The following is a 26114-nucleotide window of genomic DNA, read 5'->3' as shown; positions in this document are numbered from 1 at the left end:
ATCGGGATCCATAACAAAATCCTCACAGCACATTTTTAGTTTGTCAAATATCTTATAGTGAGTAACATAGCAGATGATATGCAGCAAAAAAAAGTCTCTTCAAACGAAAAATTACGTCGGGCAGCACTTGCTGAATATGCAATTTTTAAATCTGGAGAAGACAAGGATTACGACCAACTTACCTTTTTAGCCGCTAAAATCTGCCAGGTTCCTATTGCGAAAATCAGCATTATAGGGAAAACAAATGTTTGGTATAAATCGGCTTACGGCACTCAACCGGCTGAAATTCCGAGAGAAAACTCCTTCTGTGAACGTGCTATGAATGCTGGCGAAGAAATCTTCATTATAAACAGCCAGGAGCATCCTAAATTTTTTGAATGTGCTAACAATGTTTACGATCGTGAATTTCATTTTTATGCAGGGATTCCACTTTTAAATACAAATGGTCACGCCATAGCAGTGTTCTGCATTTTTGATACAAAGATTAGAAAGTTAGACGAAGATCAAAAAAAATCATTATTAGCCCTGGCGAACCAAAGTATGAATCTCTTTGAGTCGCGCAAGCACAAAACCAAACTTCAGCACGTACAGCGAAAATTGAAGCAGAAATATAATGAACTTGAAAAATTTGCCAGCCTGGTCTCGCACGACATCAAATCGCCATTAGCCAATATTATTTCCTTAACCGAATTACTTAAGGACGAAAACAAAGAAAAGCTTGATGACCAAAGCAGGCAATATCTTGACTTTTTAGTTGAGTCTTCTTATTCGCTTAGAAATTATGTTGATGGAATTCTAAGTTTTTATCGCAGCGATCATATTCTGGAAAAAGATTTTGAGGATGTACACCTTCCTACCCTTTTAAAAAGAATCACCGATCTTTATGTTCTAGAGGAAAATGTTGAAATCTCCTATCCCGATAAAGGTCATCTCAAAAACATAAATAAAGCCGCTCTTAGCCAGGTTTTTATGAATTTAATAAGTAATGCCTTAAAGTACAATAACGAAGAAGTAAGAAAAGTGGATATAAGTTTCAAAACTACTACTACTTATTATTGGTTTGAAGTGAGCGATAACGGCATAGGCATAAATAAAAACGATAAAGAAAAGATCTTTCAACTCTTCTCCACTCTAGATGCGAAAGACAGATATGGCAATCCTGGCAGCGGCATTGGCCTTGCCACCGTAAAAAAACACATAGAGCAAATGAATGGCTCCATTGATGTAATTTCTGAAAAAGGCAAAGGCAGCACTTTTAAATTCAAAATTAAACGGCCCTAGCTTAAATTCCATTTCATATATTTGAAAAACTTTTTAAAGCTTTATGGAATTTAAACAGCCGGAACTACTTTATGCCCTGTTTTTACTAATCATACCGCTCGCTGTTCACTTATTTCAACTACGACGCTTCCAAAAAGAAGACTTTACCAACGTAAAATTTCTAAAAAAAGTTATTCGGCAAACCCGAAAAAGTTCTCGCTTAAAAAAATGGTTGGTTTTAGCTACAAGAATGTTAATGTTAACCGTTTTAATTTTCGCTTTCGCCCAACCCTATTTTCCTGCCGAAAACCCTGAAGCTGCCTCAAGTGATAAAGTTATTTTTTTAGATAATTCTTACAGTATGCAGGCTACGGGACAAAACGGCGAACTCCTGGCAGCTGCTATTCAGGATTTAATTAAAAACCTTCCAGAAAATGAGGAAATAAGTCTTTTTACTCATAATGATGATTTTTTTAATCTTCCTGCTGAAGAATTAACTACAGAACTTCAAAACCTCGACTTTGCAGAAACCTCTTCTGATTTTAATACGCTGAATTTAAGAACAGAACAACTGTTGAAAACTTCTACCAGAGACAAAGATGTTATTCTTATTTCCGATTTTCAGCAAAATTTGAATCCTGAAGATTTATCAGATGCTTCCAATATAAATTATCATTTAATTCCGGCAATTCCCGGAAACACCCAGAATATCAGCATAGATTCTGTATTTATAAGTAACCGTGAAGCTTCTGAAATTGATTTAAAGGTCTTACTGAGCAGTTCGGCAGAGATTTCAGAACCTGTAAGCGTTTCAGTTTATAACGGAGAAGAACTTTTGGCGAAAACAGCTGTGAATTTTGTGGAAAATGAGCAAACACAAACCAGTTTTATGGTAAATGCTGAGGAAATTCCCAACGGAATTATAAGGATTGAAGATGCTTCTTTGGAGTATGATAATTCTTTATTTTTCAGCCTAAATAAGCTTAAACCGGTAGAAGTGGTTATTATAACCCAGGATACAGATGCCAGTTTTTTAAGCCGTATCCTTACCCCTCCTGAATTTAATACTGAGATTTTTGAAATAGATCAACTTGATTTTAACAGGCTAAACGCAGCTGATCTGGTAATTCTCAACGAACTGGAAGCAGTTTCCGGGGCACTTGAATCTAACCTTACGAACCTTCAGAAGAATGCGGTACCTCTGATAATTATTCCCTCAGAAAATATAAATCAAAACTCTTATAACAATCTACTTCGCAGTCTGAACGCTCCTATTTTTTCTGAATTAAAAACCCAGGAGGTATTAATCACAGAACTCGCTTTTGATCATCCTTTGCTCACCAATGTTTTTGAGGAAAGGATTGAGAATTTTGATTATCCGAAAGTGCAGTCTTATTATAGTCTGAACAATGGAAGGAAAATAATTTCTTATCAGGAAAATACCGGTTTTTTACTCGAAGGAAACGGGGTATTTTTATTTTCTGCAGCCTTAAATCCAGATAATACCAATTTCAGAAACTCTCCTTTAATTGTTCCGGTTTTTTATAATATGGGGCTTACCGCTTTAAAAATTCCAAATCTGTACTACGAAACCGGAAAAGAAAATGAAATTAATATCTCGCTACAAACGCAGCAAGACGAGGTGGTTCACATTGTTTCAAGGACCGAAGATTTTATTCCGCAGCAACGTGCTTTAGGTGATAATTTGGAAATTTCAACTTCCGGACTGGAAATCGCTTCAGGCAATTATTCGCTGGAATATAACAACGAAAATCAGACCTACATAAGTTTTAATTCCCCCAGAAGCGAAAGCGAACTGGAATATAATATCCCGAAGGAAACAGAAAATGTAAAAATACATTCTAATATAGGATCTTATTTTAATGAAATAAAAGCAGCCGGGCAAAGCAACGAGCTTTGGAAATGCTTTGTTATTTTTGCACTGATATTTTTAACAGCAGAAATGCTCCTCTTAAAATATCTTAAATGATCGCATTACAACTGAATACAATTAGCAACAGATTGGGATTAAAACTATAACTAAATGAAACTACTTTTAAAATCGGCCACAATTTTAGATAAACACTCAGCCTACAATAATAAAAAGCTAGATATTCTAATCGAAAACGGGATTATAAAAAAAATAGGTGAAGACATTAAGTCGAAAGTCGATAAAGTAATTACTGAAAAGAATCTTCACGTTTCAAGAGGTTGGTTTGATAGTAGTGTAAGTTTTGGAGAACCCGGATTTGAAGAGCGTGAAACCATTTCTAACGGACTGGACACTGCAGCAAAAAGCGGGTTTACCAGCATTGCTTTAAACCCTAATACTTATCCGATAATTGATAATAATGGTGCGATCACTTCAGTGAAATCAAAGGCAGCGCATCACCCGGTTAAAATGTTCCCTACCGGAGCATTAACTATTAAAAGTGAAGGCGTAGACCTTGCCGAACTTTTTGACATGAAACAGGGTGGCGCCATTGCTTTTGGAGATTATAAACGGGCTGTAAGGAATCCGAATCTGCTAAAAATTGCACTTCAATATGCTCAAAATTTTAATGCTTTAGTGCAGTCATTTCCTCAGGAAGATCGTATAGCCGGCAAGGGAATGGTCAATGAGGAACAAAACAGTACTTCGCTGGGGTTAAAAGGAATTCCTAACCTGGCAGAAGAATTACAAATTACGCGAGATCTATACCTTTTAGAATATACCGGCGGGAAATTACATATTCCTACAATTTCAACTAAAAAATCGGTAGACTTAATTAAGGAAGCCAAAAAGAAAGGCCTGGATGTAAGCTGTAGCGTTGCGATTCATAATTTGATCTTTACCGATGAACTTTTGCAGGATTTTGATACCAATGCAAAAGTTTTACCTCCGTTAAGAACCAAAAAAGATATAAAAGCGCTCATAAAAGGTTTAAAAGATGGAACCATAGATATGGTCACCAGCGATCATACACCAATAGATACCGAGCATAAAAAAGTTGAATTTGATAATGCTTTATACGGTACCATCGGCCTGGAATCAGCTTTTGGAGCTTTAAATATGATTTTTTCCACCGAAGAAGTTGTTGAAATGCTTTCACGAGGAAAACAAAGGTTTGGTTTGGAAGACATAGAAATTAAAGAAGGAAATCCGGCAGATCTCAGTCTTTTTATTCCGAATGAAAAATATGAATTTACTGAAGCGGATATTTCTTCGACTTCAAAAAACAGTATTTTCAAAGGCCACCAACTCAAAGGAAAAGCTTTAGGAATTGTTACTAAAGCGGGAGATTTTGGTTTATAAATTCTTACTTAATTTAATACCTTTGTATTTTAAATAACCAGCTATGAAAACTGTTACCGAAGAAGGAAAAACCCCTGCTATTGTTGCCTATCTTACGATTATTGGCACCATTATCGCCTATTTTATGAACAACGAACATAAAAATCCTTTTGCTTCATTTCATATTAGGCAGGCCTTTGGCATTCACGTTACTTTTTACGTTTTAGGAGTTTTGGTAGGAATGTTTGACAGCTGGTTAATTTCATCGGCCTTTTATATTTTTATTGCGGTTTTGGGTATTTACGGCCTGGTAACCGCAATACAGGGCGAACAAAAAGAAGTGCCAATTCTTGGGACTTATTATCAAAAATGGTTTAGCACAATACAATAAATGAATACCAAAGAACTTTCTCTACAACACCTTATAAGAAAACCGAAAACCCAAACTGAAAAGCCGCCCTTACTCATTATGCTTCACGGATATGGAAGCGATGAAAATGATCTCTTCTCTTTTGCTGAAGAATTACCGGATGAGTTATTCGTTGTTTCTGTAAAAGCGCCTTACCCGATGCAGCCTTATGGAAATGCGTGGTACGCAATTCACTGGGATAACCAGGATGGTAAGTTTAGTGATGACGAGCAGGCCAAAGAATCAAGGGAACTAATCGCCGGATTTATAGATGAAGCGATAGACGCTTATAATTTAAATGCAGAAAACGTAACCCTTTTAGGTTTTAGCCAGGGCAGTATCTTAAGCTATGCAGTAGCACTCTCCTATCCTGAGAAGGTTAAAAATATTATAGCGCTTAGCGGTTATATCAATAAAGCAATTTTAAAACCTGGATTTGAAAAGAATGATTTTTCGAGCCTATCATTTTATTGTTCACACGGCTCGGTAGACCAGGTGATTCCGGTAGAATGGGCACGAAAAACCAAGCCGGCCTTGGACGAGCTTAATATTGAAAACAGCTATTCAGAATTCCCGGTTGGACACGGAGTAGCGCCACAGAATTTCTTCGAATTACGGGAATGGCTTAAAAAACGAATTTAACTCGGGGGATAAAGAAAATATTTTTCAGAATTAAGTTCGAGCTTACCCTCTTCGTCTATTGAATAGGTGAAAAATATTTCACCCCAATAAGTACCATCAGTAAAATCGGCAATCACCCATTTATGGTTTAAGATCTTGATTTTATTAATGTGCATATCTCCTTCCATTCCAGGAAAAGGAACATAAGAATTATCGACAGAAACTTTATTCTCGCTAATTAATTCATTTTCTATAGCTTCAGAAACATCAGCAACGTCAATTCCCCTATTTTCAAAATAGGTCATTGCATCTTCATTTTCCAATAAGGAAAAATAGCCGTCATTTTCGTTTAAAATAGCAAGAGAATCAGTTTCCAGCTCAAGTCGTTCGACTTCCGCTCTTAAATTCTGAATTTCTGCATCCCGGGAATCAAGGATCTTTTTGTCGTTTACATAAATAAAAATGGTAAACAATAGAGAAAAAATAAAGAGATAAAGCAATAAATTCTTGCGCATCTTAAATGGTGATTTTTAGGTTATCGTAGGCTACGAATACATTTTCAGGAAGCTGTTTTTGAACTTCATCATGAAATCCAAGTAAATGGCTAATATGAGTTAAATAAGCTCTTTCCGGCTTTACTCGGGCAATGAACTCTAAAGCTTCTTCCAGGTTTAAATGAGAATGATGCGGCTCAATTCTTAAGGCGGTAACCACCATAACCTTTACGCCATCCAGTTTTTGAACCTCTTCTTCTTTAATAGATTTAAGATCGGTTAGATAAGCGAAATCTTTAAGTCTAAAACCAAAGACCTGTAAGCGATTGTGCATATAATCTATTGGCGTAATTTTTAAATCTTTAAAGTAAAAAGCTTCATTTACAATTTCGTTCTCGTGCACACCCGGAGCTCCGGGATATTTATTGGTTGAAGTAAAAATATAATCAAAACGTCTACGCAAGGATTCTAACACTCGTTTGTGCGCAAAAACAGGAATATCTCCCTGACGAAAGAAAAAAGGCCTTATATCATCTAAACCAGCGGTATGATCGTTATGCTCGTGGGTGTACAAAATAGCGTCAAGGTTTTCTACAGGATTTGCAAGCATTTGCATCCTAAAATCAGGACCGCAATCTATCAGGATATTATATCCTTCCCATTTTACTAAAACCGATACCCTAAGGCGTTTGTCTTTGGGGTTATCACTAAGGCAAACTGGGTGTTTACTACCTATAATTGGGATTCCCTGTGAGGTGCCAGTACCTAAAAATATTACTTCCAAGAATTGTTTGTTTTACGCAAAAGTAAAGATATTTTTTTTCAATACCTTGCTGTTTTTAGTACCTTTGATAGACACAAAAAAGAAATCACACTTAAAAAAGAAATTATGCCAATTACAATAATGGGCGATAAGGAATTTGAAAATGTTCCTTCTATAAAAAGCAAAGCACTTCGCATTAATTTAAACGAAAATATCTACGGAACTTTTTCTGAAATTGGTGCCGGTCAGGAAACTGTAAGAAATTTTTTTAGGGCCGGTGGTGCCTCCGGTACTATCGCAAAGGCAATGAGTGCCTACGATAAAGACTTTAGTGATGCTATTTACGGAGTTGAAAATGACAGGAGATATGTAACTGAGGCACGATTAAAAAAGATGCTTTCCCACGAAATTGGACTTATTGAGCAGCGAATTTCCCGTGAAAAGCATCCTAATAAACTTTTCTTTAGTTATGCCAACACCGTAGCTACTATAGATTTTGCAAAAAAATATAAAGGTCACGGTTGGGTAGGAATTAGATACCAGGTTGGCCCTGAAGAAGATTATAACGAGATTAGCCTTCACGTTAGATTTCACGAAAACGATGCACGTCATCAACAAAATACTTTAGGAATATTAGGTGTGAATCTTATTTATGGCGCTTATTATAAATATGATAATCCTAAGAAACTTCTACGTTATCTGTACGATCATATAGATAAAGATCAAATAGAAATTGATACTATAAACTTTAGCGGACCTCGATTTGAAGGTGTAGACAACCGTTTAATGAGTTTACAACTGGTTAAAAACGGAATGACAGATGCCGTAATGTTTGCACCTGACGGAAATAACGTACTTCCCGCAAAAATTCTTTATAAAAAGAATATTCTTGCGCTACGCGGAAGTTTTAGACCGGTGACCAAGGTAAATATGGATATGTATGAGCGTTCCCTTGAACTATTCCTAAAAGAAAGCAAAGTAGAAAAAGAAAATACCGAAGTGATTTTTGAAATCACGCTTTCTAACCTTAGGGCCGAAGGTGAAATTGACGAACGTGATTTTATGGACCGGGCAAAACTTTTATGTTCCCTGGGCCAAACGGTAATGATCTCCAATTTCCAGGAGTATTATCGTGTTGTTGAATATTTCTCAAGGTATTCCAAGCAGCGTATGGGCTTAACGATGGGTGTAAATAACCTGGTTGATGTTTTCGATGAGAAATATTACAGACATCTAAGTGGTGGTATTCTGGAAGCCTTTGGTAAATTATTCTTTAAAGACCTTAAGGTTTATCTATACCCACTTAAAGATTCTGAAACCGGAGAAATCACTACCAGCGATAACTTAAAAGTTCATCCTAGGATGAAAGAATTGTATAAATTCTTTAAGTATAATGGTAGAGTTGAAGATATCGAGAACTACAACCCTGAAATCCTTGATGTTTACTCTAGAGAAGTACTACAGATGATTAGCGAAGGAAAAGAAGGTTGGGAAGATATGCTACCTGAAAAAACTACAAAAATGATTAAGGAGCACAATCTTTTCCATTATAAAGAAAACAAGAAAAAAGCCGAAACTGAAGTTTAGTTTTTAAAGTTAAAAGCATAAAAAAATCCGGATGAATCACCCGGATTTTTTTATGCCTATTTTTTACGTCATCCTGAATTTATTTCAGGATCTAAGCTATTTGAAATCCAGTTATGTTAGAAACTGAACCAAGTTCAGCTTGACAAAAACAAGATTTTCCGAAAACTTTTTATTTTATTTCAAAATTGAACCTTAAGCAACCCGCTCAATTTTTGCACCAAGTGCTTTAAGGCGTTCATCTATATTTTCGTAACCTCTGTCTATTTGTTCGATATTGTGGATCGTAGAAGTTCCTTTTGCAGAAAGTGCAGCAATTAATAAGGAAATTCCTGCCCTGATATCCGGTGAAGTCATTGTGGTAGCTTTTAATTGCGACTTGAAATCGTGCCCAATTACCGTAGCCCGGTGTGGATCACAAAGAATAATCTTAGCGCCCATATCTATCAGCTTATCCACAAAGAATAATCTGCTTTCAAACATTTTTTGATGAATAAGTACACTTCCTCGAGCCTGTGTTGCCACTACCAAAACGATACTCAATAAGTCCGGTGTAAAACCCGGCCAGGGTGCATCGCTAATATTCATTATTGAACCATCTATAAAACTCTGTACTTCATAACCATTTTTATGCGCGGGAATAAAAATATCGTCCCCTTTACGTTCTATAGTAATTCCTAATTTTCTAAAAGTAGTTGGAATAATCCCTAACATATCCCAGCGAACATTTTTAATGGTAATTTCGCTTTTGGTCATAGCGGCCATACCAATCCAGGAACCTATTTCAACCATATCAGGCAAAACTCTATGCTCACAACCTTTTAAAGAATCTACTCCTTCAATAGTTAAAAGATTAGAACCTACGCCGGTAATTTTTGCGCCCATTGAATTGAGCATATTGCAAAGTTGCTGCAAATAAGGTTCACAGGCAGCATTATATATGGTTGTAGTTCCTTCAGCAAGAACAGCAGCCATTACAATATTAGCGGTACCGGTAACCGAAGCTTCCTCCAGGAGCATATAGTCACCTTTCAGTCCGTTTGGAGCTTCAACTCCATAAAAACGTTCTTCTTTATTATACCTGAATTTTGCGCCCAGTTTAATAAACCCTTCAAAATGCGTATCAAGTCTCCTTCTACCAATTTTATCGCCGCCCGGTTTCGGAACAAATCCTTTACCAAATCTTGCCAGTAATGGTCCAACGATCATAATTGATCCTCGTAACCCGCTACCGTCTTTTTTAAACTGATCACTGCTTAAATAATCTAAATCCAGATCGTCACTTTTAAAAGAATAACTTCCTTTTCCAAGTTTTTTGATCTTAACTCCCAGATTTTCCAGAAGCTGAATTAATTTATTCACATCCAGAATATCTGGAATGTTATTAATAACAACTTCATCAGAAGTTAATAATACGGCACAAAGAATTTGCAGGGCTTCGTTTTTGGCTCCTTGCGGCTGAATTTCACCACTAAGTTGCTGCCCGCCTTCAATTTGGAAAGTTCCCATGAAAGTAAAATATTATTTAATAGCGCTTACGGCCACCTCCACCTTTGCGGTTGGATTTTTTAGGATTATTGTTTTTACTGGTATGCTTTTTCTTATTTCTAATAAGGTTAGAAGCATCGCTAAGATCTTCATCGGCGTTTTTTAAATTAATTTTCCCGCCGCTAAGTTCACGAAGATGTTCAAAGATTATCTCGTCTTCTACAGTATCACGATTCCAGTTAAGATAAGACTTCTTCATATGGTTGGCAATGGTTAATACCAAACCTTCTTTTAAAGGGCCTTCTTCCCAATCTTTAACCTCATTAATCATTCGGTTAATATTATTTCCGTAGAAACGATATTTTGGGAAATTCTGAGGATAACCTAACATTTCAGGACGCTCTGCCAGCATTTCCCTGGTAGGTTTTGGAAAAGGTGATTCAACATCAAGCTTAAAATCACTAATTATAAATAATTGGTCCCATAATTTATGCTGAAAATCGGGTACATCACGAAGATGTGGTTGCATATTACCCATTACGGCAATTATAGATTTTGCAACCTGGTTTCGTTCTTTATCATCCTCAATTTCAACGGCTTCTTCCACCATTTTTTGAAGATGTCTCCCATATTCGGGAATAATTAAGTGTTTCCTTTCGGAATTATATTCTAATGCGTGTGTCAAAATTGAAATTTATAAGGTGATACTTTACTCGATAATCGAGTCTTAAATATACTGAGGTTTGTCCCAAAATTAAAAATTCTTCCATTTAATGCCTCGAAGGCTCAACCCCAAGGTAGTTTATTGTAGAATTTAATCGCTGCAAAATACTAAATATTATCGGGATAGATAAAAAATTCAGAATTTAAAATTAAAGGGAGATTACGCCCTCTACCTTTTTTGCAACTTCTTTGTATTTTTCTATTACCGCATCTGGATTTTTCATGCGTACATTAACCGAAGTACTTATATAAGTTCCCTTTTTTGATTTCCTGGTAGTAATTACCGCCCCCATATTATTAAAAATCTCATCGATAATTTTCACCTGATTCGATTTTGTAGGAACTATAAATTTATAAAGATACTCAGATGGCCACAGGGATGTGTCTTGTAATTGTGATCTTAATTTGTTATAAAACTCTTCCTGATCTTTCTCTCCACTCATAATTTTCTAACTTAAATTTAGGCTGCAAAGATACATGGATTGCATACATTTTTATAATCAATTTCAAATGTCGAAATTTGCAGCGTGAAAAAACAGAAAATAGTAATTACCGGCGGTCCCGGTACCGGAAAATCTTCTATAATCCGCCAGTTGGAAAAACGTGGGCACGAATGTCTTCATGAAATTTCCAGACAGGTAACTTTAGAAGCCCAAAAACAGGGAATAGACCAGTTATTCCTTGAAAAACCTTTGCTCTTTAGCGAAAAATTGCTGGAAGGCCGAAAAATTCAGCATCGCGAAGCCGATATGATTCCTGCTTCAATCATATTTATAGATCGTGGTCTGCCCGATGTACTAGCTTATATGGATTATTTTAAGACTGAATATTCCTCTTACTTTACCGATGCTTGTATAGAATATTCTTACGATAAGATATTCTTTTTACCACCCTGGGAGGAAATTTATCAAAGCGACAACGAGCGCTATGAATCTTTTAAAGAAGCCAGCCTAATTTCTAAACATCTTTTTAAAACCTACAAGACTTACGGCTACACCCCTATTGAAGTTCCAAAAACCTCGATAATTGACAGGACTTCATTTATTTTAAATCAAATTTGATCCAGGCTATTTGCAGGACGCGCACTACATATTAAAAAAATACTGGGGACATTCGTCCTTCAGGCCGCTACAGGAACCTATTATAGAAAAACTCCTGGAGCAAAAGAATGTGTTGGCCTTAATGCCAACTGGCGGAGGGAAATCACTATGTTTTCAAATCCCGGCCTTAATTCAGGATGGAATTTGCATAGTGGTTTCTCCCCTGGTGGCCCTAATGGAAGATCAGGTTAACGCGCTTCAACAAAAAGGAATCAAAGCTATGGCCCTAATTGGCGGGATGGCCTATCGCGACCTTGACGCCGCCCTTGATAATTGTATCTACGGAAATTATAAATTTCTGTATCTATCTCCTGAAAGACTACAACAAGATTTAGTACAGGAACGTATTAAACTGATGAACGTTAACCTTATCGCTGTAGATGAAGCGCATTGTATTTCACAATGGGGTCACGATTTTAGACCAGCTTATCGCAATATTTCGCTCTTAAAAGATTTAAAACCAGAAACGCCCTTTATTGCGCTTACCGCTACCGCAACTCCCGCGGTGGTAAAAGACATTGTGAAAGAACTGGAATTAGAAGATATTGAGGTTTTAAAAGATTCTTTTTATCGACCGAATATTGCTTACAATGTTTTAATAGCCGAAGACAAATATTATCGCTTATACCAATTGCTGAAAGATAAAAATGAAGCGGCCATTATCTATGTGCGAAGCCGAAAAGCAAGCCTGGAAATCGCAGATTTATTAAACAAAAAAGGCTATAAAGCTGATGCTTTTCACGGCGGATTGCAACCTAAAGAAAAAACCAAAAGGTTAAGTGATTGGTTGGAAAACAAGCATCACATAATGGTGGCTACAACAGCTTTTGGAATGGGAATAGACAAACCCGATGTTCGGCAGGTAATTCATTTAAATCTACCGGAATCATTGGAAAGCTATTTTCAGGAAGCCGGTCGCGCAGGTAGGGATGGCGAAAAAGCTGTCGCAACTATTCTTACCAATAAAAGCGATATTCCGGTTTTAAAGAATCAGTTTCTTGCAAATTTACCACAACTGGAAGATGTAAAACTGGTTTATAAAAAACTGAATACTTATTTCAGGATCGCTTATGGTGAAGGGGAGGAAACCGAACATAATTTTAGTTTTTCTAAATTTTGTGCCCAATACGAGCTTTCCTTTTCAAAAACCTACGAGGTACTTCAGCTTTTAGATCGGTGCAGCGTCTTGAAGCTTTCAAAGGAATTTCATAAAAAAACCAGCATTCATTTTACGATTTCAGGCAAGCAACTACAGTATTATTTAGATCAAAATCAGAAATATGAAAGCTTTGTAAAAGCCCTTTTACGGACTTACGGCGGAATCCTGGAAAATAAAACTGCGATAGACCTGGCTTCGATTTGTAAAAAATCAAATATCGATCAGAAAAAAGCGCTTAAATTTCTCGAGGAGCTGGAAAAAGACCAGGCGCTGGAATATGTTTTTGCTGAACATGATGCTACCGTTTTATTTTTGGTTCCCAGGGAAGACGATTTGGTTATTTTTCCACTGGCGCCATATATAAAGCAACATAATAAATCTAAAAAGGAAAAAATTGATTCGGTTCTAGATTATTTAAAAAATGATAAAATCTGCCGAAGCAAACAGCTCCTGGCATATTTTGGAGAAGAAAAAGAAGAAAACTGTGGTATCTGTTCAATTTGCCAAAAACAAGCTGAGCCCTTAAACAGGGAACTTAAAAATGCGATTTACAAAGAAATAATGAAAACTTTAAAAACCTCTGATGCTTCTTCCCGAGAACTCACCGAAGCCATAGATTATCCTGAAGAACAGGTTTTAGAAGTTTTGCGCTTGTTAATAGACAAAGAATTAATTTCCCGAAAATCAGGGAATATTTACAAAATAAATAAATGATGAGATCATTAAGAATAGTATTTATGGGTACGCCAGATTTTGCCGTGGGCAGCCTGGAAAGCATCCTAAAAGCCGATTATAATGTAGTTGGCGTAATCACAGCTCCCGATAAACCAGCGGGCCGCGGAAGAAAATTACAGGAAAGTCCAGTGAAGAAATTTGCAGTAAGCAAAGGTTTAAAGGTTTTACAACCTACAAATTTAAAGAATGAAGATTTCATTTCAGATTTAAAAGCTCTTGAGCCTAACGTACAGGTAGTGGTCGCTTTTAGAATGTTGCCAAAAGTTGTTTGGGATTTACCGGAATATGGCACTTTTAATCTACACGCATCCCTACTCCCTCAGTATCGAGGTGCTGCACCAATAAATTGGGCTATTATTAATAATGAAACAAAAACAGGCGTTTCAACATTTTTCTTAGATGAAAAAATAGATACCGGCGCGATGATCCTTCAGAAGGAAATAAACATCACTCCTGAAGAAAGCGTTGGCGAACTTCACGATAAACTAATGAAACTTGGATCTGGACTGGTGGTAGAAACCCTTCAGCTTATAGAAAAAGGCAACCTATCTCCTACTCCACAGCCCTCGGATGAAATACTAAAAGATGCGCCCAAGTTAGACAGGGAGAATACAAAGATTAACTGGAGCGATTCTTTAGATCAGATTTACAACCTAGTTCGCGGGCTAAATCCCTATCCGGCAGCCTGGAGTATTTTGTTTAACGATGGAAAAGAAGAAAAAGTAAAGATCTATCACTGCAAAAAAGAAGTAGTCAGTCATTCTTTAGAAAGTGGAAGTATAATTGTTGAAGATAAAATGCTAAAGGTAGCGGCACAGGGCGGTTATCTAATTATTGAAGAATTACAACTTCCCGGAAAGCGAAAAATGGATGTAAAATCACTTTTAAACGGATATAATTTTTCGGAAACGGCAAAATTCGTCTAAAGCCTTATGGTTGCTGAAACGGATAAAAATCAACTAAAATCGGACTTGTTTATTAACAAAATGGCCGACTTATTAACAAAATCCGGCATTTCCCTTGATATTACTTGCACGGCCGAGAATTCCATATAAATTTGTAAAGCAATTTAACAGAATGTTTAACCAACAATTTATTTAAAATTCAAATTATGAACAAAACAGATTTAATTGATGCAATGGCTGAAAATGCTGGAATCTCAAAAGCAGCAGCAAAAAAAGCCTTAGAATCTTTCTTAGAAAACGTAGAAAAGTCTCTTAAAAAAGGAGATCGTGTTTCTCTAGTAGGATTTGGATCTTGGTCAGTTTCTAAAAGAGCTGCCCGTGAAGGAAGAAACCCACAAACCGGAAAAACCATTAAAATTGCTGCTAAGAATGTAGTTAAATTTAAGGCCGGTGCAGATTTACAAAAAGCTGTAAACTAATAATTTATATTAGTAAAACATTGAAAGCCTCCCAGCTGGGGGGCTTTTTTAATGAAAATATTTTAAGTATTAATTTGATTTTTTTTCAAATTAATGGTAGCTTAGATAAAAACAATGCTAAAATGATTGCTTTAAAACCAACCAAAGGCCATCTATTGGTAGCAGAACCATCTATAATAGGAGATGTGGCATTTAACCGCTCTGTGGTTTTACTTGCCGATCATTCTGAGGCAGGTTCTGTAGGTTTTATACTTAATAAAGCATTGGACTTTACCTTAAAAGATCTTGTTCCCGACCTTTCTTCAAATTTTAAAATCTATAATGGCGGGCCAGTAGAACAGGACAATCTTTACTTTATTCACAAAATACCAGATCTTATTCCACAAAGTGTAGAAATTGCTAATGGGATTTATTGGGGTGGTAATTTTGATGTAGTAACAGAATTAATTAATCAAAATTTAATTAGTGAAAAAGAGATACGGTTCTTTCTGGGATATTCGGGTTGGGATGCCAATCAACTGGATGAGGAATTAAACTCCCACGCCTGGATTGTAACCACAAATGAAGATCCTAAAGATATTATAGAACGACCTTACCGCTCTTTCTGGAAGGATAAAATGATGCAACTTGGCGGAGAATATCTGTTATGGTCTAACGCTCCAGAAAATCCCAGCTATAACTAACCCAGTCTTGCTTTCACGTTTAATTTTGAAAGCAGGTCTTTTGCAACTTTATTTTCAAACTTCTTTTTCCTGTATTTTGTTACCGGTTGAATTCCTGTAACGACATTGGTTATAAACAATTCATCAGCTTTTTGAAGTTCAAAGGGAGATATTGAAGTTTCTTCTAAAGTTAATTCAGGCAAGGTTTTAATAATTTCCAGCAATTTCTTACGAGTAATCCCGTTTAAAGCGCCGTCGGTAAGAGGTGGTGTTTTAATCTTATCTCCTTTCACAAGAAATAAATTTCCGTTTAGAGCTTCAACCACGTTTTTCTTTTCATTAATCAGGAAGCAGTTTTCATACCCGTTTTCAGAAGCAAAAATACTCCCCAAAACATTAATCGCGCGATTGTTCGATTTAATTGTAGAGAATAAGCCGCTGGTTACATAATGATCTTTAAAAAGCTCCACTTCATAATCATTTTCATTCAGCAAATAAAATGCGTCAGAAAGTTCTTCTGTAGTAATTATAAATCCTATTTCACGGGTAGTAGGTCTATAATAGCCTCCTTCTTCTCTGTAAGCTGAAAATTTTACGCGGGCCGCAGTAGTATCTAAGTCATTTTCTTTAACCAGATCAAGAATCTCCTCTTCAAGGAATTCAGGAGAAAAATTCGCAGGAATTTCCATACGCATTATACGCATAGAAGCCATTAGTCTAAAATAATGATCTTCCCAGAACATTATTTTCCCGCTAATTACACGAATGGTTTCAAAAACCGCATCTCCATAAGCAAATCCTCGATTGGTTATTGACAGTGATGCCTGTTTGTCTTGTACTAATTTTCCGTTTAGATTTATCATAAAAAAGCCCCGTTTTAGAACGGGGCAAAGGTAATGTTTATCTTAGGAATATTAAACCGATCCCAGCACCTGTTTAAGGTTTGAAATCATATTTTCCCAAAGCATCTTGCCTTCTTCAATTTCATCATCATCTTCAGCAAAATCGGTAATCATTATAGAAACATCTTTGGTAATTTCGTCTACCTGAATTCTTATTTCAAAAAAATACGGAGTGTCTTCATCATCAAGCCATTTAAATTTTACGCGCTCGTCACTCTTTTTGCTTACCAATTTGGCCTTCTCTTCACTTCCTTCCCAAATAAAAGTAAACAATTCGCCCCGTGAATTTACATTATCTGCATACCATTCACTTAATCCTGAAGGGGTTGATATATATTGGTATAACAATGAAGGAGAAGCCTGAATGGGAAATTCCATTTCGTACTTTATCTTATCTTCCATTTTTAGATTTAATTAGTTTCGGGCAATATAGATATTAATTGGAAGGATAAAAAGAAAACAAATTAAATATTTTAGAAAATAATGTTTGCGACAATACAAAATGTTTATATATTTGCACCCGCATTCACAATCACCTAGAATGCTTGTAAAGTCAGGCCAATAGCCAGCTTACAGAAAATACGGCGAGGTAGCTCAGTTGGTTAGAGCGTCGGATTCATAACCCGGAGGTCCCGAGTTCAAATCTCGGTCTCGCTACTAGTAAAATAAGGGGTTTCGATTTTTAGAAATCCCTTTTTCTTTTCCCAGGTACAACATAGGTACAACTTTAAGACTTTTTTAAAATTTCATTAATGTTCATTGCAGATGATTTCATTTGCAATAAAACCTCTTGAAACTTTTAAAATTAGATTCTAAAAAAATAATGGAAGAATAAATTTGTTCAAGATTTTTGAAAGTAGATCTTAGAAATTTGGCTTCACAGAAAGCTAATTAAAAAACCCACCAGTTTATTGAACTAAGCGGTGGGTTTTTTTGTGTTTTGGTAATATTAAAACTAAGATAATTTACTCATTAAAAAGGTTAGGGTTTTCCTCTACTTGTTTTAGAATTTCATAAGTGTTGGTATTAAAATCAGCTCCATAGAAATTGGCTACAGTATGTGATTTAAATTCTTCCCTTATAAATCCGTGTTTCACCAGTTCTAGAATACTTTTATCTGCTAAATCCTTACGGAGCCATTCATCTTCAAAAGTAGGATCTAAAACCAGGGGCATCCTCTTTTCTTTATTATTAATTTTGGAGAATACATCATTCGCTTGAGTGGTTACCAAGCTTACATTCCAGTATTCATCATCAAAGTCATTATATATTCCAGCAATACAAAATAGCTTTCTTCCTTCAAGAAAACAATATTTTGGAACTGGACTGGCTTTAAAATTATTGTTTGGGTAGTGGGGCTCAAAGAATCCGTCCGCTAGAATTAAACAACGTCTATTTCTTGCTGGTTCCCTATTTGTTTTAGATTTCATCAGGTTCTCTCCTTTTGCTATTAAGGTATTATAGGCTTGTCGGAAATTAATAATATCTAAATCTGGCTTATTAGGAAGCAACCCCCACCACTCCATTGGATATATATGTGAAGGATCTTCAATTGGTAAGCAAAAAAGGTTGGGATGAGTATAGCCCGATACATGATAATAGGGTTCATAGGTCCCATAATATAAAAGCTCAACTCCTTTATTTTCTTCGATATAATCCAATGATTTAGTAAGGCTGGTTTCGTAACACATAATTTTAAATTTGGATTATATCCAATTATATGGATTTTTGCCTAATTTTGTTTTCCAATCTTAGCTTATGAAAATTTACAAAAAATATTCTTTACATAACCTTATAATGCCGCTTTCTACCAATGGAATCTCTGCGGGATTTCCCTCCCCTGCAGATGACCATCTGGAAGATATCATTGATCTTAACCAACAACTCATAAAGAATAAAGAGGCCACTTTTTTTGGCCGGGCGGAAGGCGATAGTATGATTGGTGCCGGAATTGGTAATGGTGATCTTTTGGTAATCGATAAAAGTTTAAGACCAAAAAATGATAACATCGCGGTATGTTTCTTAGACGGTGAATTTACCGTGAAGCGTATTAAAATTGAAAAGGATATTATATGGCTTGTAGCTGAAAATGAAAAGTATCAGCCAATTAAAGTCACCAGGGAAAATGATTTTGTGATCTGGGGAATCGTCACTCACTGCATAAAGGATTTATAATATGTTTGCCCTGGTAGATTGCAATAATTTCTATGCGAGTTGTGAAAGGGTATTTGATCCTTCCCTTCGGAATAAACCGGTTGTTGTGCTTAGTAATAACGACGGCTGCGTAATTGCGCGAAGTAATGAAGCTAAGGCAATGGGCATTCCTATGGGCGCACCGGCCTTTCAATTTGAAAAAGATTTTGAAGCTAATGGAATTTCTGTTTTTTCCAGTAATTATTCCCTCTATGGAGATATGAGCGGACGTGTTATGAATATTCTTTCTCAATTCACCCCTGATATAGAAATCTACTCCATAGATGAATCTTTTTTAAAGTTTAATGGCTTTGAATTATACGACCTGGAGCGAATTGGTAAGGAAATGGTGAACAGTGTGTTCAGGCAAACCGGTATTCCCATAAGTGTTGGCTTGGCTCCTACCAAAGCCCTGGCCAAAATTGCCAATAAGATCGCCAAGAAATTTACCGAGCGCACCGGTAATGTTTACGCCATTGACTCCGAGGAAAAGAAAGAAAAAGCACTTCGCTGGACAAAGATTGGCGATGTATGGGGTATTGGTCGGCAGCACGAAAAAAGATTACTTGATATAAATGTAAAAAACGCCTGGGATTTTATTCAGTTGCCCAATGAATATACCCTGAAAAAAATGAGCGTGGTGGGTTTAAGACTAAAGCGGGACTTATCTGGTGAAAGTACGCTGGATTTTGAAGAAATAAAGAACAAAAAGAACATCGCGGTTACTCGTAGCTTTGAGAAAATGTACAGCGAGTTCGACGATCTTCGGGAGCGGGTAGCTACTTATGCCGCAAAAGCTGCAGCCAAACTTCGCAAGCAAGATTCAAATTGCACTTTAGTCTATGTGTTTTTAATTACCAATCCTTTTAGAACCGACCTGAAGCAGTATCGTGCCAATATGGTAGTGAAACTATCCTCACCAACCAATTCCACTATGGTGTTAACCAAGGCTGCTTTATATGGCCTTAAAAAGATTTTTAAACCCGGTTACCAGTACAAAAAAGCCGGAGTAATTATTATGGGAATTACACCAGGTTCTGAACGGCAGCTCTCATTGTTTTCTGCGGAAGACCCCCGGCATCATATCCTTATGAAAACCATAGATCGATTAAACAAAACCGAAAACGGAAAAGTAAAATTTGCCGGAATGGATCTTGGCCGTACCTGGAAAATGAAACAGGAACGTCTTTCAAATCGTTTTACCAGTAGGATTGATGAAATAATTCGGGTTAAGTGTAGAAATTAGGTGAAAGTGAAGATGGTCGGGAATTCAATAATTAGGTTAGATTATTGCCAGATTAATTTATGGTTTATCTGATTAAACATCTAAACTTAATAATTATTCCTTGGTTTTTTCTCTGAACTAGCCCTATATTTTGGAAAATTACTAACTAACCGTATTTTAGATGAGATTAAACAATCCAAAAATGAATAATCTTAAAGTTTCTCTATTCTTTCTAACTTTTACAATTCTTTTTTCCTGTTCCAAAGATGATGTTTCTCCAACCCCACCCACCGAACGGTTTCCAGGAATTGAGGGTGAATGGCAATTAGAGGAATATTACTATGAAAATATCACTACTGTCTCCAACAAAGAGTCGTCATTTCCTAATAATTATAATGCGGTAGCAGATGATATAGATTTAAAACTTGAAATTAAAACTGAACCAAATAACTGGACTATTAAAGGAAATTATATTCTTAATTTAAGTTCTATGGAAGATGAATCGGTTACCAAGGAGATTGCAATTGAAGGTTTATCAAATAATGGTAACTTTAGTTATGATGATTATTGGTTTGACCCAGAAGAAGATCCAACCGGTTTTCCCGGTTTTCCTAACCCAAAAGAAGTTACTCCTATGAATTTCTCAGTTTTTGTAATAGAAGATCTTTCAGCGAACAGAATGGAATTAAGGATTAGTGAACAGCATGTATTTACTGAAAATGGAACACCTGTTAAAGTCCTTAGAAGTGGATCCCAAATCTACAAAAGGCTTTAAATCACTCAAAAACAGAAAGTAAAATTTATGGAATGGATCCTGGTCGTTTTTGTAAAATGAAACAAGACTGTCTTTCAGATCGGTATACCAATAAGTTTGATGAGATTATTCGGGTAAGGTGTAGTTAAAAAAGGTAAACTTCCTTATTAAAAATTTTTCATAGAGTTTTAAGTACCACTACCCTTCTAATCAGTTAAATATTATAACTTTAGGAGAATGAGAATTCTTTGCCTAATATTAATATTTACACCATTTCTCCTTCGAGGACAGGAAGTTTATTACTCTCCTTTTACTGAAACTTATCCTAACATTTATAGATCTGAATTTGAAAAAATAAACCGTAGAATTGTTTTCGAACCAAATGAGGTAACCATTGTAACCGAAACTCAAAGAGGCAAGGATATAGAAGTTTTAAATATTAAGGAAATCCAATTTGTAGATAACAGACTTATATTACAATGTCAAAATAGGAGCAAGCGTAAAGTAACGATTATATTACCGGAGGAACAGGAGCAACTTTTTTATATAGATTATTATTACCGTTCCTCTACAACCAATGAAGAGATCCAAATAAGGTTGCACCTTGAAGAAATGCAAACTGGCCAGGGAGATCCGGTAAAAATTAAATTTGGTTAAGATTGAGACACGCAGAAACCGGAAACACTACAAGGTCAACCTGATTTATCAGAATCTCATATGACCTAACCTTAAATCTTTTTGTAAACAGATGCCTTATGCTTATAGCTTACGCCATCCCTTGTGTAAGCCCCTCCCGAAATCATCCACATCGTACTATTATCGGGGAAGGAGATTTCATATTCTGTACCGGCACGAGCACTAAATATTTTATAGGTTCCATCAGAAATTTCTTCCCAATGGAGATCATCACTGGTAGCAAATTCATTTATAATACACGCTCCAGTACCACCGTCCAATGTATATTCCACAGACTTGAAACTCCCATTATTACTAAAAGTGATGATAGTATTTTCCGTACATGGTGCAGGATCTCTTTCAATTGTTTCCCCCTCTTCTGTAAATTCTGTTATTCCCTGATACTGCCAGCTACCTACAATTTGGTTTGAAGGCTCATCTTCAGAAGAACAGGAATAAAATAGAATTGCTAAGAGAAGAAGTAATAAGTTTTTCATTTGTTAAGAATTCAATTTAAAATTTATATGATTTTGTTCAATTTGTAATTTAAACAGAGAGATAACTCACTTCCCCCTTGCCCTACTGTCATCGCAACGAAAAATTGAGCTAATCAAAGCTAATTGCTTTCTTCAATAAGCTCAATTGCAGTCTCCAGATAAAGATCTTTATTATAATTAATTGCACTTTCGTCTATGACCACGTCAAGTTTTAAACCATCACGCTGCACTTCAGGACCCTTGGGATAGAAGGCAGTAGTCATTGTGAAATCTATGGAAGTATCATCCATTAAAATTATTGGATTTCTGTTAAGGACAGCACCGCCGGTCTGTTCTCCTACAGTAATAACATTAGGAGCGGCCTGTATTGCCATTCCTATCCACTCAGCCCGGCTCAAAGTAGATCTGTCTACCAGCAGAATAATCGTTCCTTTATAATAATTCCTGTTTCTCTTACCCGCGGCAAACGGATTACTGATAAATCTCAGGGCCGTTTTGGTATCGGGATTCCCGTAGGACGGTAGTTCGGGAGTTAGCGCTTTGACAAATTGCTTTTTGTGCGGATAGAGATATTTTGGTAGGGTCGATGTGGAAATACCTTGGGGATAATTGCGAATATCAATAATAATTCCTTTTGTTCCCTCAAACTTCTGGAATGCCACATCTACTTCATCTTTTGTAATTTCGTACAGGTTCATATAACCAATTTCCCCGCCCAACATTTTCCAGCTTTCTGTCTTCTCAGGCTGCTTTCGTTGATACTTTTCATAAGGATACTTTAATGTATCTAAACGTAAATATTTCTCCAGTGTACTCCCGTTCTTTTTAAGGACACCTACCCTAATAGAATCTTTATCTGAAGCCATTAAATAATTGTTTTCAATTTCCCTCTTCAGGTAATTTTCATTGGAAACGCTAATAACCTGTGAAAATTTATCGGTGTAATATTCTTTAAGTTTTACGCCTTCTACAGAATATATAATATCCCCGACTGAAATCTTATTCTTTTTTATCGAATCTTCATTAAAGATCCTGGTGACTACGAGGGAGTCATTGATTATTCTTCCACGGAAGTTTGGAAAATGTGTGAGTGAATTTAGGGTAAGGCTGGGATAGTAATTTGAATGGGAGTCGTTTAGTTTGCTGAAAAGTTTTTCCTTGGCTAACTCAAATGACTTTGTATTCAATAAGCTAAACTCCGGGATCATTTCCGGCAGGACCTGTGACCAGGGTGTTTTGGTAAGGTAAATATTGACGTTCCAGTATTTCATCGCATTCCAGAAGTGGGCAAGAAACAATAACCGGTGTGCTTTGTTGGTTGCATCAAAATTCTTCTGCGGCAGGTCATTGTCAAATTCCACAACGCTGGCCCAGCGGTTAACCGATGCATAATGATCTTTATAATTTTTGTTCAATTGAATTTTTTCCAGAAGCACCTGTAATTCTTTACTAAAACCCGATTTCCCTATCCACTTAAAATCTGCATTTTTGCTAAATAGTTCCTCTCTTTTTCTCCAGTTCTTTTTCGGCTTTAAATCTTTTGTTCCCAGGCTTTCCATCCAGTTAAGAACTTGCGAATTGAAATCCTCCCGACTTTTTATGCTTTCCAGTTTTTCCATCTGACTAAGAAACTCGGCGTTGATATCGTAATTACCACGGCTAACTTCAGGATGTTGATATTTAACCATACCCCACACCCGAATAAGGTTTTCAATTTTTTCTTCTTCCGAAATCTTTGCTTGTGAAAAACAAACCTGGGAACATAATAAAAGCAGCAGGAAATAAAGTTTTTTTATCATTTGGTTTTAAAAGTAAAATATAGGGGTTTTGATAAGATTTATTGGTTTTCCCAAGTTATTGCTGGTTTTGTTCATTATGTTTTACTATTCCATCAATTATTTCATCAACGGCCTTTTTCATTTTTGGAGCTGTATCTTTTCCACTTTGGTTTGTGATCAGAAAAATTCCCAAATCGTACTTCGGTAATATAAATAGAAAACATTGTGACCTGGGTACCCCGCCATGATGTGAATAATATTTACCTAAATCAGCTTGTGAAGCATCCACCTCCCAGAAATAAGCTACTCCCACTTCATCAGTATAATCTACCAGTACCTTTTGGGACTCCTCCACTACCTCATTATTTCCTAATTGGTATTGGAGGAATTTCATCATATCCGGAACAGTAGATTTAATACCTGCACCAGCACCCCAGGGTAATTTACCCATTGGTAAGGTAATATCAGGATGATCTGCGTGATAACCCACAGCCAGGTTTTTCTCATTATTCTTATCCAGGGTAATAAAAGTCTCCTCCATACCTACTTCATTGGAAAGAAACTCCGTGAGCAGTTTTTCGAATTCTGTTTGATACACATTCTCTAAAATGTGGGCGGCTAGCTCTGTTCCTGCTGTTGAATAAGAATAATTTACACCGGGAACGGTATCTATGCTAATGGTATGTAAATCCTTCAGAAATGACTGCTGACTATAATCCTTCAGGATGCTATCAATCTTTGAAGGTGTGTCCTGCTTTAGAAAGTCGGTTGTCATAAGAGAATTAAGCTTAAGGGGAAGAATGTTTGGCAGGCCGCTTGAGTGTGTGAGCAGATGTTTAATTTTTACTGGCTGATTCTCATAGGCCAAATTAGGATAATCTTCCTTCAAATATTTACTGACCTTATCTTCAAGATTCAGTTTATCCTCTAATACTGCATTGGCCATAAGGGTTCCCGTCAATACTTTACTCAAAGAACCTATTTCATAAACAGTATTATTGGTAGGAGAATTGTTGTTACCTTTTTCCAATTCCCCTTGATGTGCTATGTATTCCTGGTTATTGTAAACTATACCTATGGAGGTAGAATTAATTAATGGTTCATTAATTAACCGATTTGCAGCACTATCAATGAGTTGTTGGATCTCGTTATTCTCATTCTTTGCCAGGCTTTCATTTTTTTTATTCTGATTACAACTTGTAATGATTATAATAAAAATAAGGAAAAGGTTTTTATTCATAGTTTTCATTTAGAGGAAGCTATAGCATTTTTCAATTCTTAATCTCTGAAATACTTTTAAGCTTATAATTATCATCCCATTTGGTAATGAGCTTTAAATCAAAAACATCGTAATCGTCAGTGATTTTCGATTTGGATTTATAAATCATCTCATAGGAAACATGATAATCTCCATTACTTTTCCTAGCAACTTTAAAGCTATCCCAGTCGATATCTGAAGACGAGAATGGGTACTTACCACGGTGGGCTTTAGCATTTCTATAGATCCACTCCCGGGACGGGTTCTGTTCCCCATACCAGCCGGTGACTTGCGGACTCAAATACTCTGGCAACTTTTCTACTTGATTACTATTCATGGTTTGATAATAATCAGCTACAATTTCTTTTAGTTGTTCCTCTGGAGTTTTTACAGGATTCTCATCAGAAAAGGCGAAGCTGTAAATTATCATAAAGATGGCCAGTACTCCAACACCAGCGAGCGCCAGGATTTTGGAGTTATATTTCTGAAAACTTTTTTCCGGTTCTGTTTTTTTCTCTCCTTGTGGAGGTACTTGACCTTCTTTTGGCTCACTCTCTTTTTCTTCTTCTTGTTGAATAAAATGGTTATTAGGATAATGAACCTTCTCGATATTAAAGGAATGAACTTCGCCAGGTGAAATTTTTAAACTTCGCACTTGATTCAAAGGAATCAGGCTAACATAATCCGGATTCGAGGCTTGGCCTCCATAGCCAAAGGCAATAAAAACTGGTCGCTCAGAGGAATTAATTGTAGGAAAAGATTCAAACTGTTTTTCGCTTAATACCTGATATAAATCTTTATAAGGTTTTGCTCGCCATTTTGCTTCAACATAAAATTCTTTCCCCGTGACTCTACATTTGAAATGAAAATCGGGTTCTAATGATTTTGTAACGAAACGTCTCCTATTTTGTGTACTATCACTGGTTTTGTAAATTACCTCATAATGTGCTTCTGGAAAAATTGTTTCCTCAACATATCTTTCAAATTGTTCTCCCTTTTTAAAGGATTCTTCGTTGTAATTTTTTTCCATTCAATTGGTATCGTAGTTTCATCTATTTGTAATTTTATTCACTTCACGCATCGAGAACAGTCAAGTATAATCGTATCAAGGGATTATAAGTACTTCTTCTTCAGTTCGTCAATATGTTTGTTAATTCATTTTGTTAAAATTTTGCC

27 protein-coding genes and 1 tRNA gene are annotated in these 26114 nt (G+C 36.2%); 16 read left to right on the top strand and 12 right to left on the bottom strand.

Translation table 11 applies throughout. The features are described from left to right. The first annotated feature begins 57 nt into the window (after window positions 1-57). The 5 genes from LB465_RS03485 to LB465_RS03465 are packed head-to-tail and all read left to right on the top strand — an operon-like array spanning window position 58 to window position 5585. Window positions 58-1281, top strand: a complete 1224-nt coding sequence (locus tag LB465_RS03485) for a GAF domain-containing sensor histidine kinase (protein WP_224467046.1) — start codon at window positions 58-60, stop codon at window positions 1279-1281. A gap of 43 nt (window positions 1282-1324) precedes the next feature. Then, entirely contained in the window at window positions 1325-3250 is a 1926-nt protein-coding gene (locus tag LB465_RS03480) for a BatA domain-containing protein (protein ID WP_224467044.1), read from the top strand. Between the two features lie 54 nt (window positions 3251-3304). Further along, window positions 3305-4555, top strand: a complete 1251-nt coding sequence (locus LB465_RS03475; RefSeq protein ID WP_224467042.1) for a dihydroorotase — start codon at window positions 3305-3307, stop codon at window positions 4553-4555. 43 nt (window positions 4556-4598) lie between these two features. Beyond that, entirely contained in the window at window positions 4599-4925 is a 327-nt protein-coding gene (locus tag LB465_RS03470) for a DUF4870 domain-containing protein (protein ID WP_224467039.1), read from the top strand. Beyond that, window positions 4926-5585, top strand: a complete 660-nt coding sequence (locus LB465_RS03465) for an alpha/beta hydrolase (RefSeq protein ID WP_224467037.1) — start codon at window positions 4926-4928, stop codon at window positions 5583-5585. Here LB465_RS03465 and LB465_RS03460 read toward each other — a convergent pair. Then, window positions 5582-6079 (bottom strand): hypothetical protein, encoded by a 498-nt coding sequence (locus tag LB465_RS03460; protein ID WP_224467035.1) that lies wholly within the window; start codon window positions 6077-6079, stop codon window positions 5582-5584. The genes LB465_RS03465 and LB465_RS03460 overlap by 4 nt on opposite strands. A 1-nt stretch (window position 6080) precedes the next feature. Beyond that, window positions 6081-6842, bottom strand: coding sequence for an MBL fold metallo-hydrolase (locus LB465_RS03455; protein WP_224467033.1), 762 nt, complete (start codon window positions 6840-6842; stop codon window positions 6081-6083). Window positions 6843-6947: 105 nt separating this feature from the next. Between LB465_RS03455 and LB465_RS03450 the strand changes: the two genes are divergently transcribed. Further along, window positions 6948-8408: a TonB-dependent receptor gene (locus tag LB465_RS03450; protein ID WP_224467031.1), complete on the top strand. Its 1461-nt coding sequence runs from the start codon at window positions 6948-6950 to the stop codon at window positions 8406-8408. A 192-nt stretch (window positions 8409-8600) separates the two neighbouring features. Here the strand turns inward: LB465_RS03450 and murA are convergent, their stop codons facing one another. The 3 genes from murA to LB465_RS03435 form a co-directional block, all read right to left on the bottom strand. Further along, window positions 8601-9914: a UDP-N-acetylglucosamine 1-carboxyvinyltransferase gene (gene murA / locus LB465_RS03445; protein WP_224467028.1), complete on the bottom strand. Its 1314-nt coding sequence runs from the start codon at window positions 9912-9914 to the stop codon at window positions 8601-8603. A gap of 16 nt (window positions 9915-9930) precedes the next feature. After that, on the bottom strand, window positions 9931-10578 hold the full coding sequence (locus tag LB465_RS03440) for a DUF4290 domain-containing protein (protein WP_224467026.1): 648 nt from the start codon (window positions 10576-10578) through the stop codon (window positions 9931-9933). Between the two features lie 187 nt (window positions 10579-10765). Next, window positions 10766-11059 (bottom strand): DUF493 family protein, encoded by a 294-nt coding sequence (locus LB465_RS03435; RefSeq protein ID WP_224467024.1) that lies wholly within the window; start codon window positions 11057-11059, stop codon window positions 10766-10768. Window positions 11060-11143: 84 nt separating this feature from the next. Between LB465_RS03435 and LB465_RS03430 the strand changes: the two genes are divergently transcribed. From LB465_RS03430 to LB465_RS03410, 5 genes are all read left to right on the top strand, one after another. Further along, window positions 11144-11677: an AAA family ATPase gene (locus LB465_RS03430; RefSeq protein WP_224467022.1), complete on the top strand. Its 534-nt coding sequence runs from the start codon at window positions 11144-11146 to the stop codon at window positions 11675-11677. Window positions 11678-11687: 10 nt separating this feature from the next. Next, entirely contained in the window at window positions 11688-13589 is a 1902-nt protein-coding gene (locus LB465_RS03425; RefSeq protein WP_224467020.1) for a RecQ family ATP-dependent DNA helicase, read from the top strand. Next, window positions 13589-14536, top strand: a complete 948-nt coding sequence (gene fmt / locus LB465_RS03420; RefSeq protein WP_224467216.1) for a methionyl-tRNA formyltransferase — start codon at window positions 13589-13591, stop codon at window positions 14534-14536. The genes LB465_RS03425 and fmt overlap by 1 nt, the downstream gene beginning before the upstream one ends. Window positions 14537-14721: 185 nt before the next feature. Next, window positions 14722-14994, top strand: coding sequence for an HU family DNA-binding protein (locus LB465_RS03415; RefSeq protein WP_006990442.1), 273 nt, complete (start codon window positions 14722-14724; stop codon window positions 14992-14994). Between the two features lie 122 nt (window positions 14995-15116). Beyond that, complete coding sequence (locus tag LB465_RS03410) at window positions 15117-15677, top strand: YqgE/AlgH family protein (RefSeq protein WP_224467018.1); 561 nt, start codon at window positions 15117-15119, stop codon at window positions 15675-15677. On the opposite strand, the gene LB465_RS03405 is transcribed toward LB465_RS03410, so the two are convergent. Together LB465_RS03405 and LB465_RS03400 are read right to left on the bottom strand one after the other, a co-directional pair. Continuing rightward, window positions 15674-16519: an aminotransferase class IV gene (locus LB465_RS03405; protein WP_224467016.1), complete on the bottom strand. Its 846-nt coding sequence runs from the start codon at window positions 16517-16519 to the stop codon at window positions 15674-15676. The genes LB465_RS03410 and LB465_RS03405 overlap by 4 nt on opposite strands. Window positions 16520-16570: 51 nt before the next feature. Further along, window positions 16571-16960: an START-like domain-containing protein gene (locus tag LB465_RS03400; protein ID WP_224467014.1), complete on the bottom strand. Its 390-nt coding sequence runs from the start codon at window positions 16958-16960 to the stop codon at window positions 16571-16573. A gap of 181 nt (window positions 16961-17141) precedes the next feature. Here LB465_RS03400 and LB465_RS03395 point away from each other — a divergent pair. Then, window positions 17142-17215: transfer RNA gene (locus LB465_RS03395), tRNA-Met, on the top strand. Between the two features lie 308 nt (window positions 17216-17523). Here LB465_RS03395 and LB465_RS03390 read toward each other — a convergent pair. Then, complete coding sequence (locus LB465_RS03390; protein ID WP_224467011.1) at window positions 17524-18249, bottom strand: SOS response-associated peptidase; 726 nt, start codon at window positions 18247-18249, stop codon at window positions 17524-17526. A gap of 67 nt (window positions 18250-18316) precedes the next feature. Between LB465_RS03390 and LB465_RS03385 the strand changes: the two genes are divergently transcribed. The 4 genes from LB465_RS03385 (at window position 18317) to LB465_RS03370 (ending at window position 21387) form a co-directional block, all read left to right on the top strand. Beyond that, window positions 18317-18733, top strand: a complete 417-nt coding sequence (locus LB465_RS03385) for a LexA family protein (RefSeq protein ID WP_224467009.1) — start codon at window positions 18317-18319, stop codon at window positions 18731-18733. Between the two features lies 1 nt (window position 18734). Next, on the top strand, window positions 18735-19997 hold the full coding sequence (locus LB465_RS03380) for a Y-family DNA polymerase (RefSeq protein ID WP_224467007.1): 1263 nt from the start codon (window positions 18735-18737) through the stop codon (window positions 19995-19997). A 181-nt stretch (window positions 19998-20178) separates the two neighbouring features. Beyond that, window positions 20179-20751 (top strand): hypothetical protein, encoded by a 573-nt coding sequence (locus tag LB465_RS03375; RefSeq protein ID WP_224467005.1) that lies wholly within the window; start codon window positions 20179-20181, stop codon window positions 20749-20751. A 216-nt stretch (window positions 20752-20967) separates the two neighbouring features. Then, complete coding sequence (locus LB465_RS03370) at window positions 20968-21387, top strand: hypothetical protein (RefSeq protein WP_224467003.1); 420 nt, start codon at window positions 20968-20970, stop codon at window positions 21385-21387. 71 nt (window positions 21388-21458) lie between these two features. Here the strand turns inward: LB465_RS03370 and LB465_RS03365 are convergent, their stop codons facing one another. The 4 genes from LB465_RS03365 to LB465_RS03350 all read right to left on the bottom strand — a co-directional run bounded on the left by LB465_RS03365 (window position 21459) and on the right by LB465_RS03350 (window position 25968). Next, the gene (locus tag LB465_RS03365) at window positions 21459-21902 is read right to left on the bottom strand and encodes a hypothetical protein (protein WP_224467000.1); all 444 of its coding nucleotides are present in this window, start codon (window positions 21900-21902) and stop codon (window positions 21459-21461) included. A gap of 119 nt (window positions 21903-22021) precedes the next feature. Beyond that, entirely contained in the window at window positions 22022-23701 is a 1680-nt protein-coding gene (locus tag LB465_RS03360; RefSeq protein ID WP_224466998.1) for a S41 family peptidase, read from the bottom strand. Window positions 23702-23756: 55 nt separating this feature from the next. Beyond that, on the bottom strand, window positions 23757-24920 hold the full coding sequence (locus tag LB465_RS03355) for a serine hydrolase domain-containing protein (protein ID WP_224466995.1): 1164 nt from the start codon (window positions 24918-24920) through the stop codon (window positions 23757-23759). A gap of 31 nt (window positions 24921-24951) precedes the next feature. After that, window positions 24952-25968: a hypothetical protein gene (locus LB465_RS03350; RefSeq protein WP_224466993.1), complete on the bottom strand. Its 1017-nt coding sequence runs from the start codon at window positions 25966-25968 to the stop codon at window positions 24952-24954. Window positions 25969-26114 lie beyond the last annotated feature (146 nt).

This window comes from Salegentibacter lacus (assembly GCF_020164555.1).
Classification (GTDB): domain Bacteria; phylum Bacteroidota; class Bacteroidia; order Flavobacteriales; family Flavobacteriaceae; genus Salegentibacter; species Salegentibacter lacus.
Note: the sequence above shows the minus strand (reverse complement) of the source record. Positions and strands in the feature narration are given on the sequence as shown.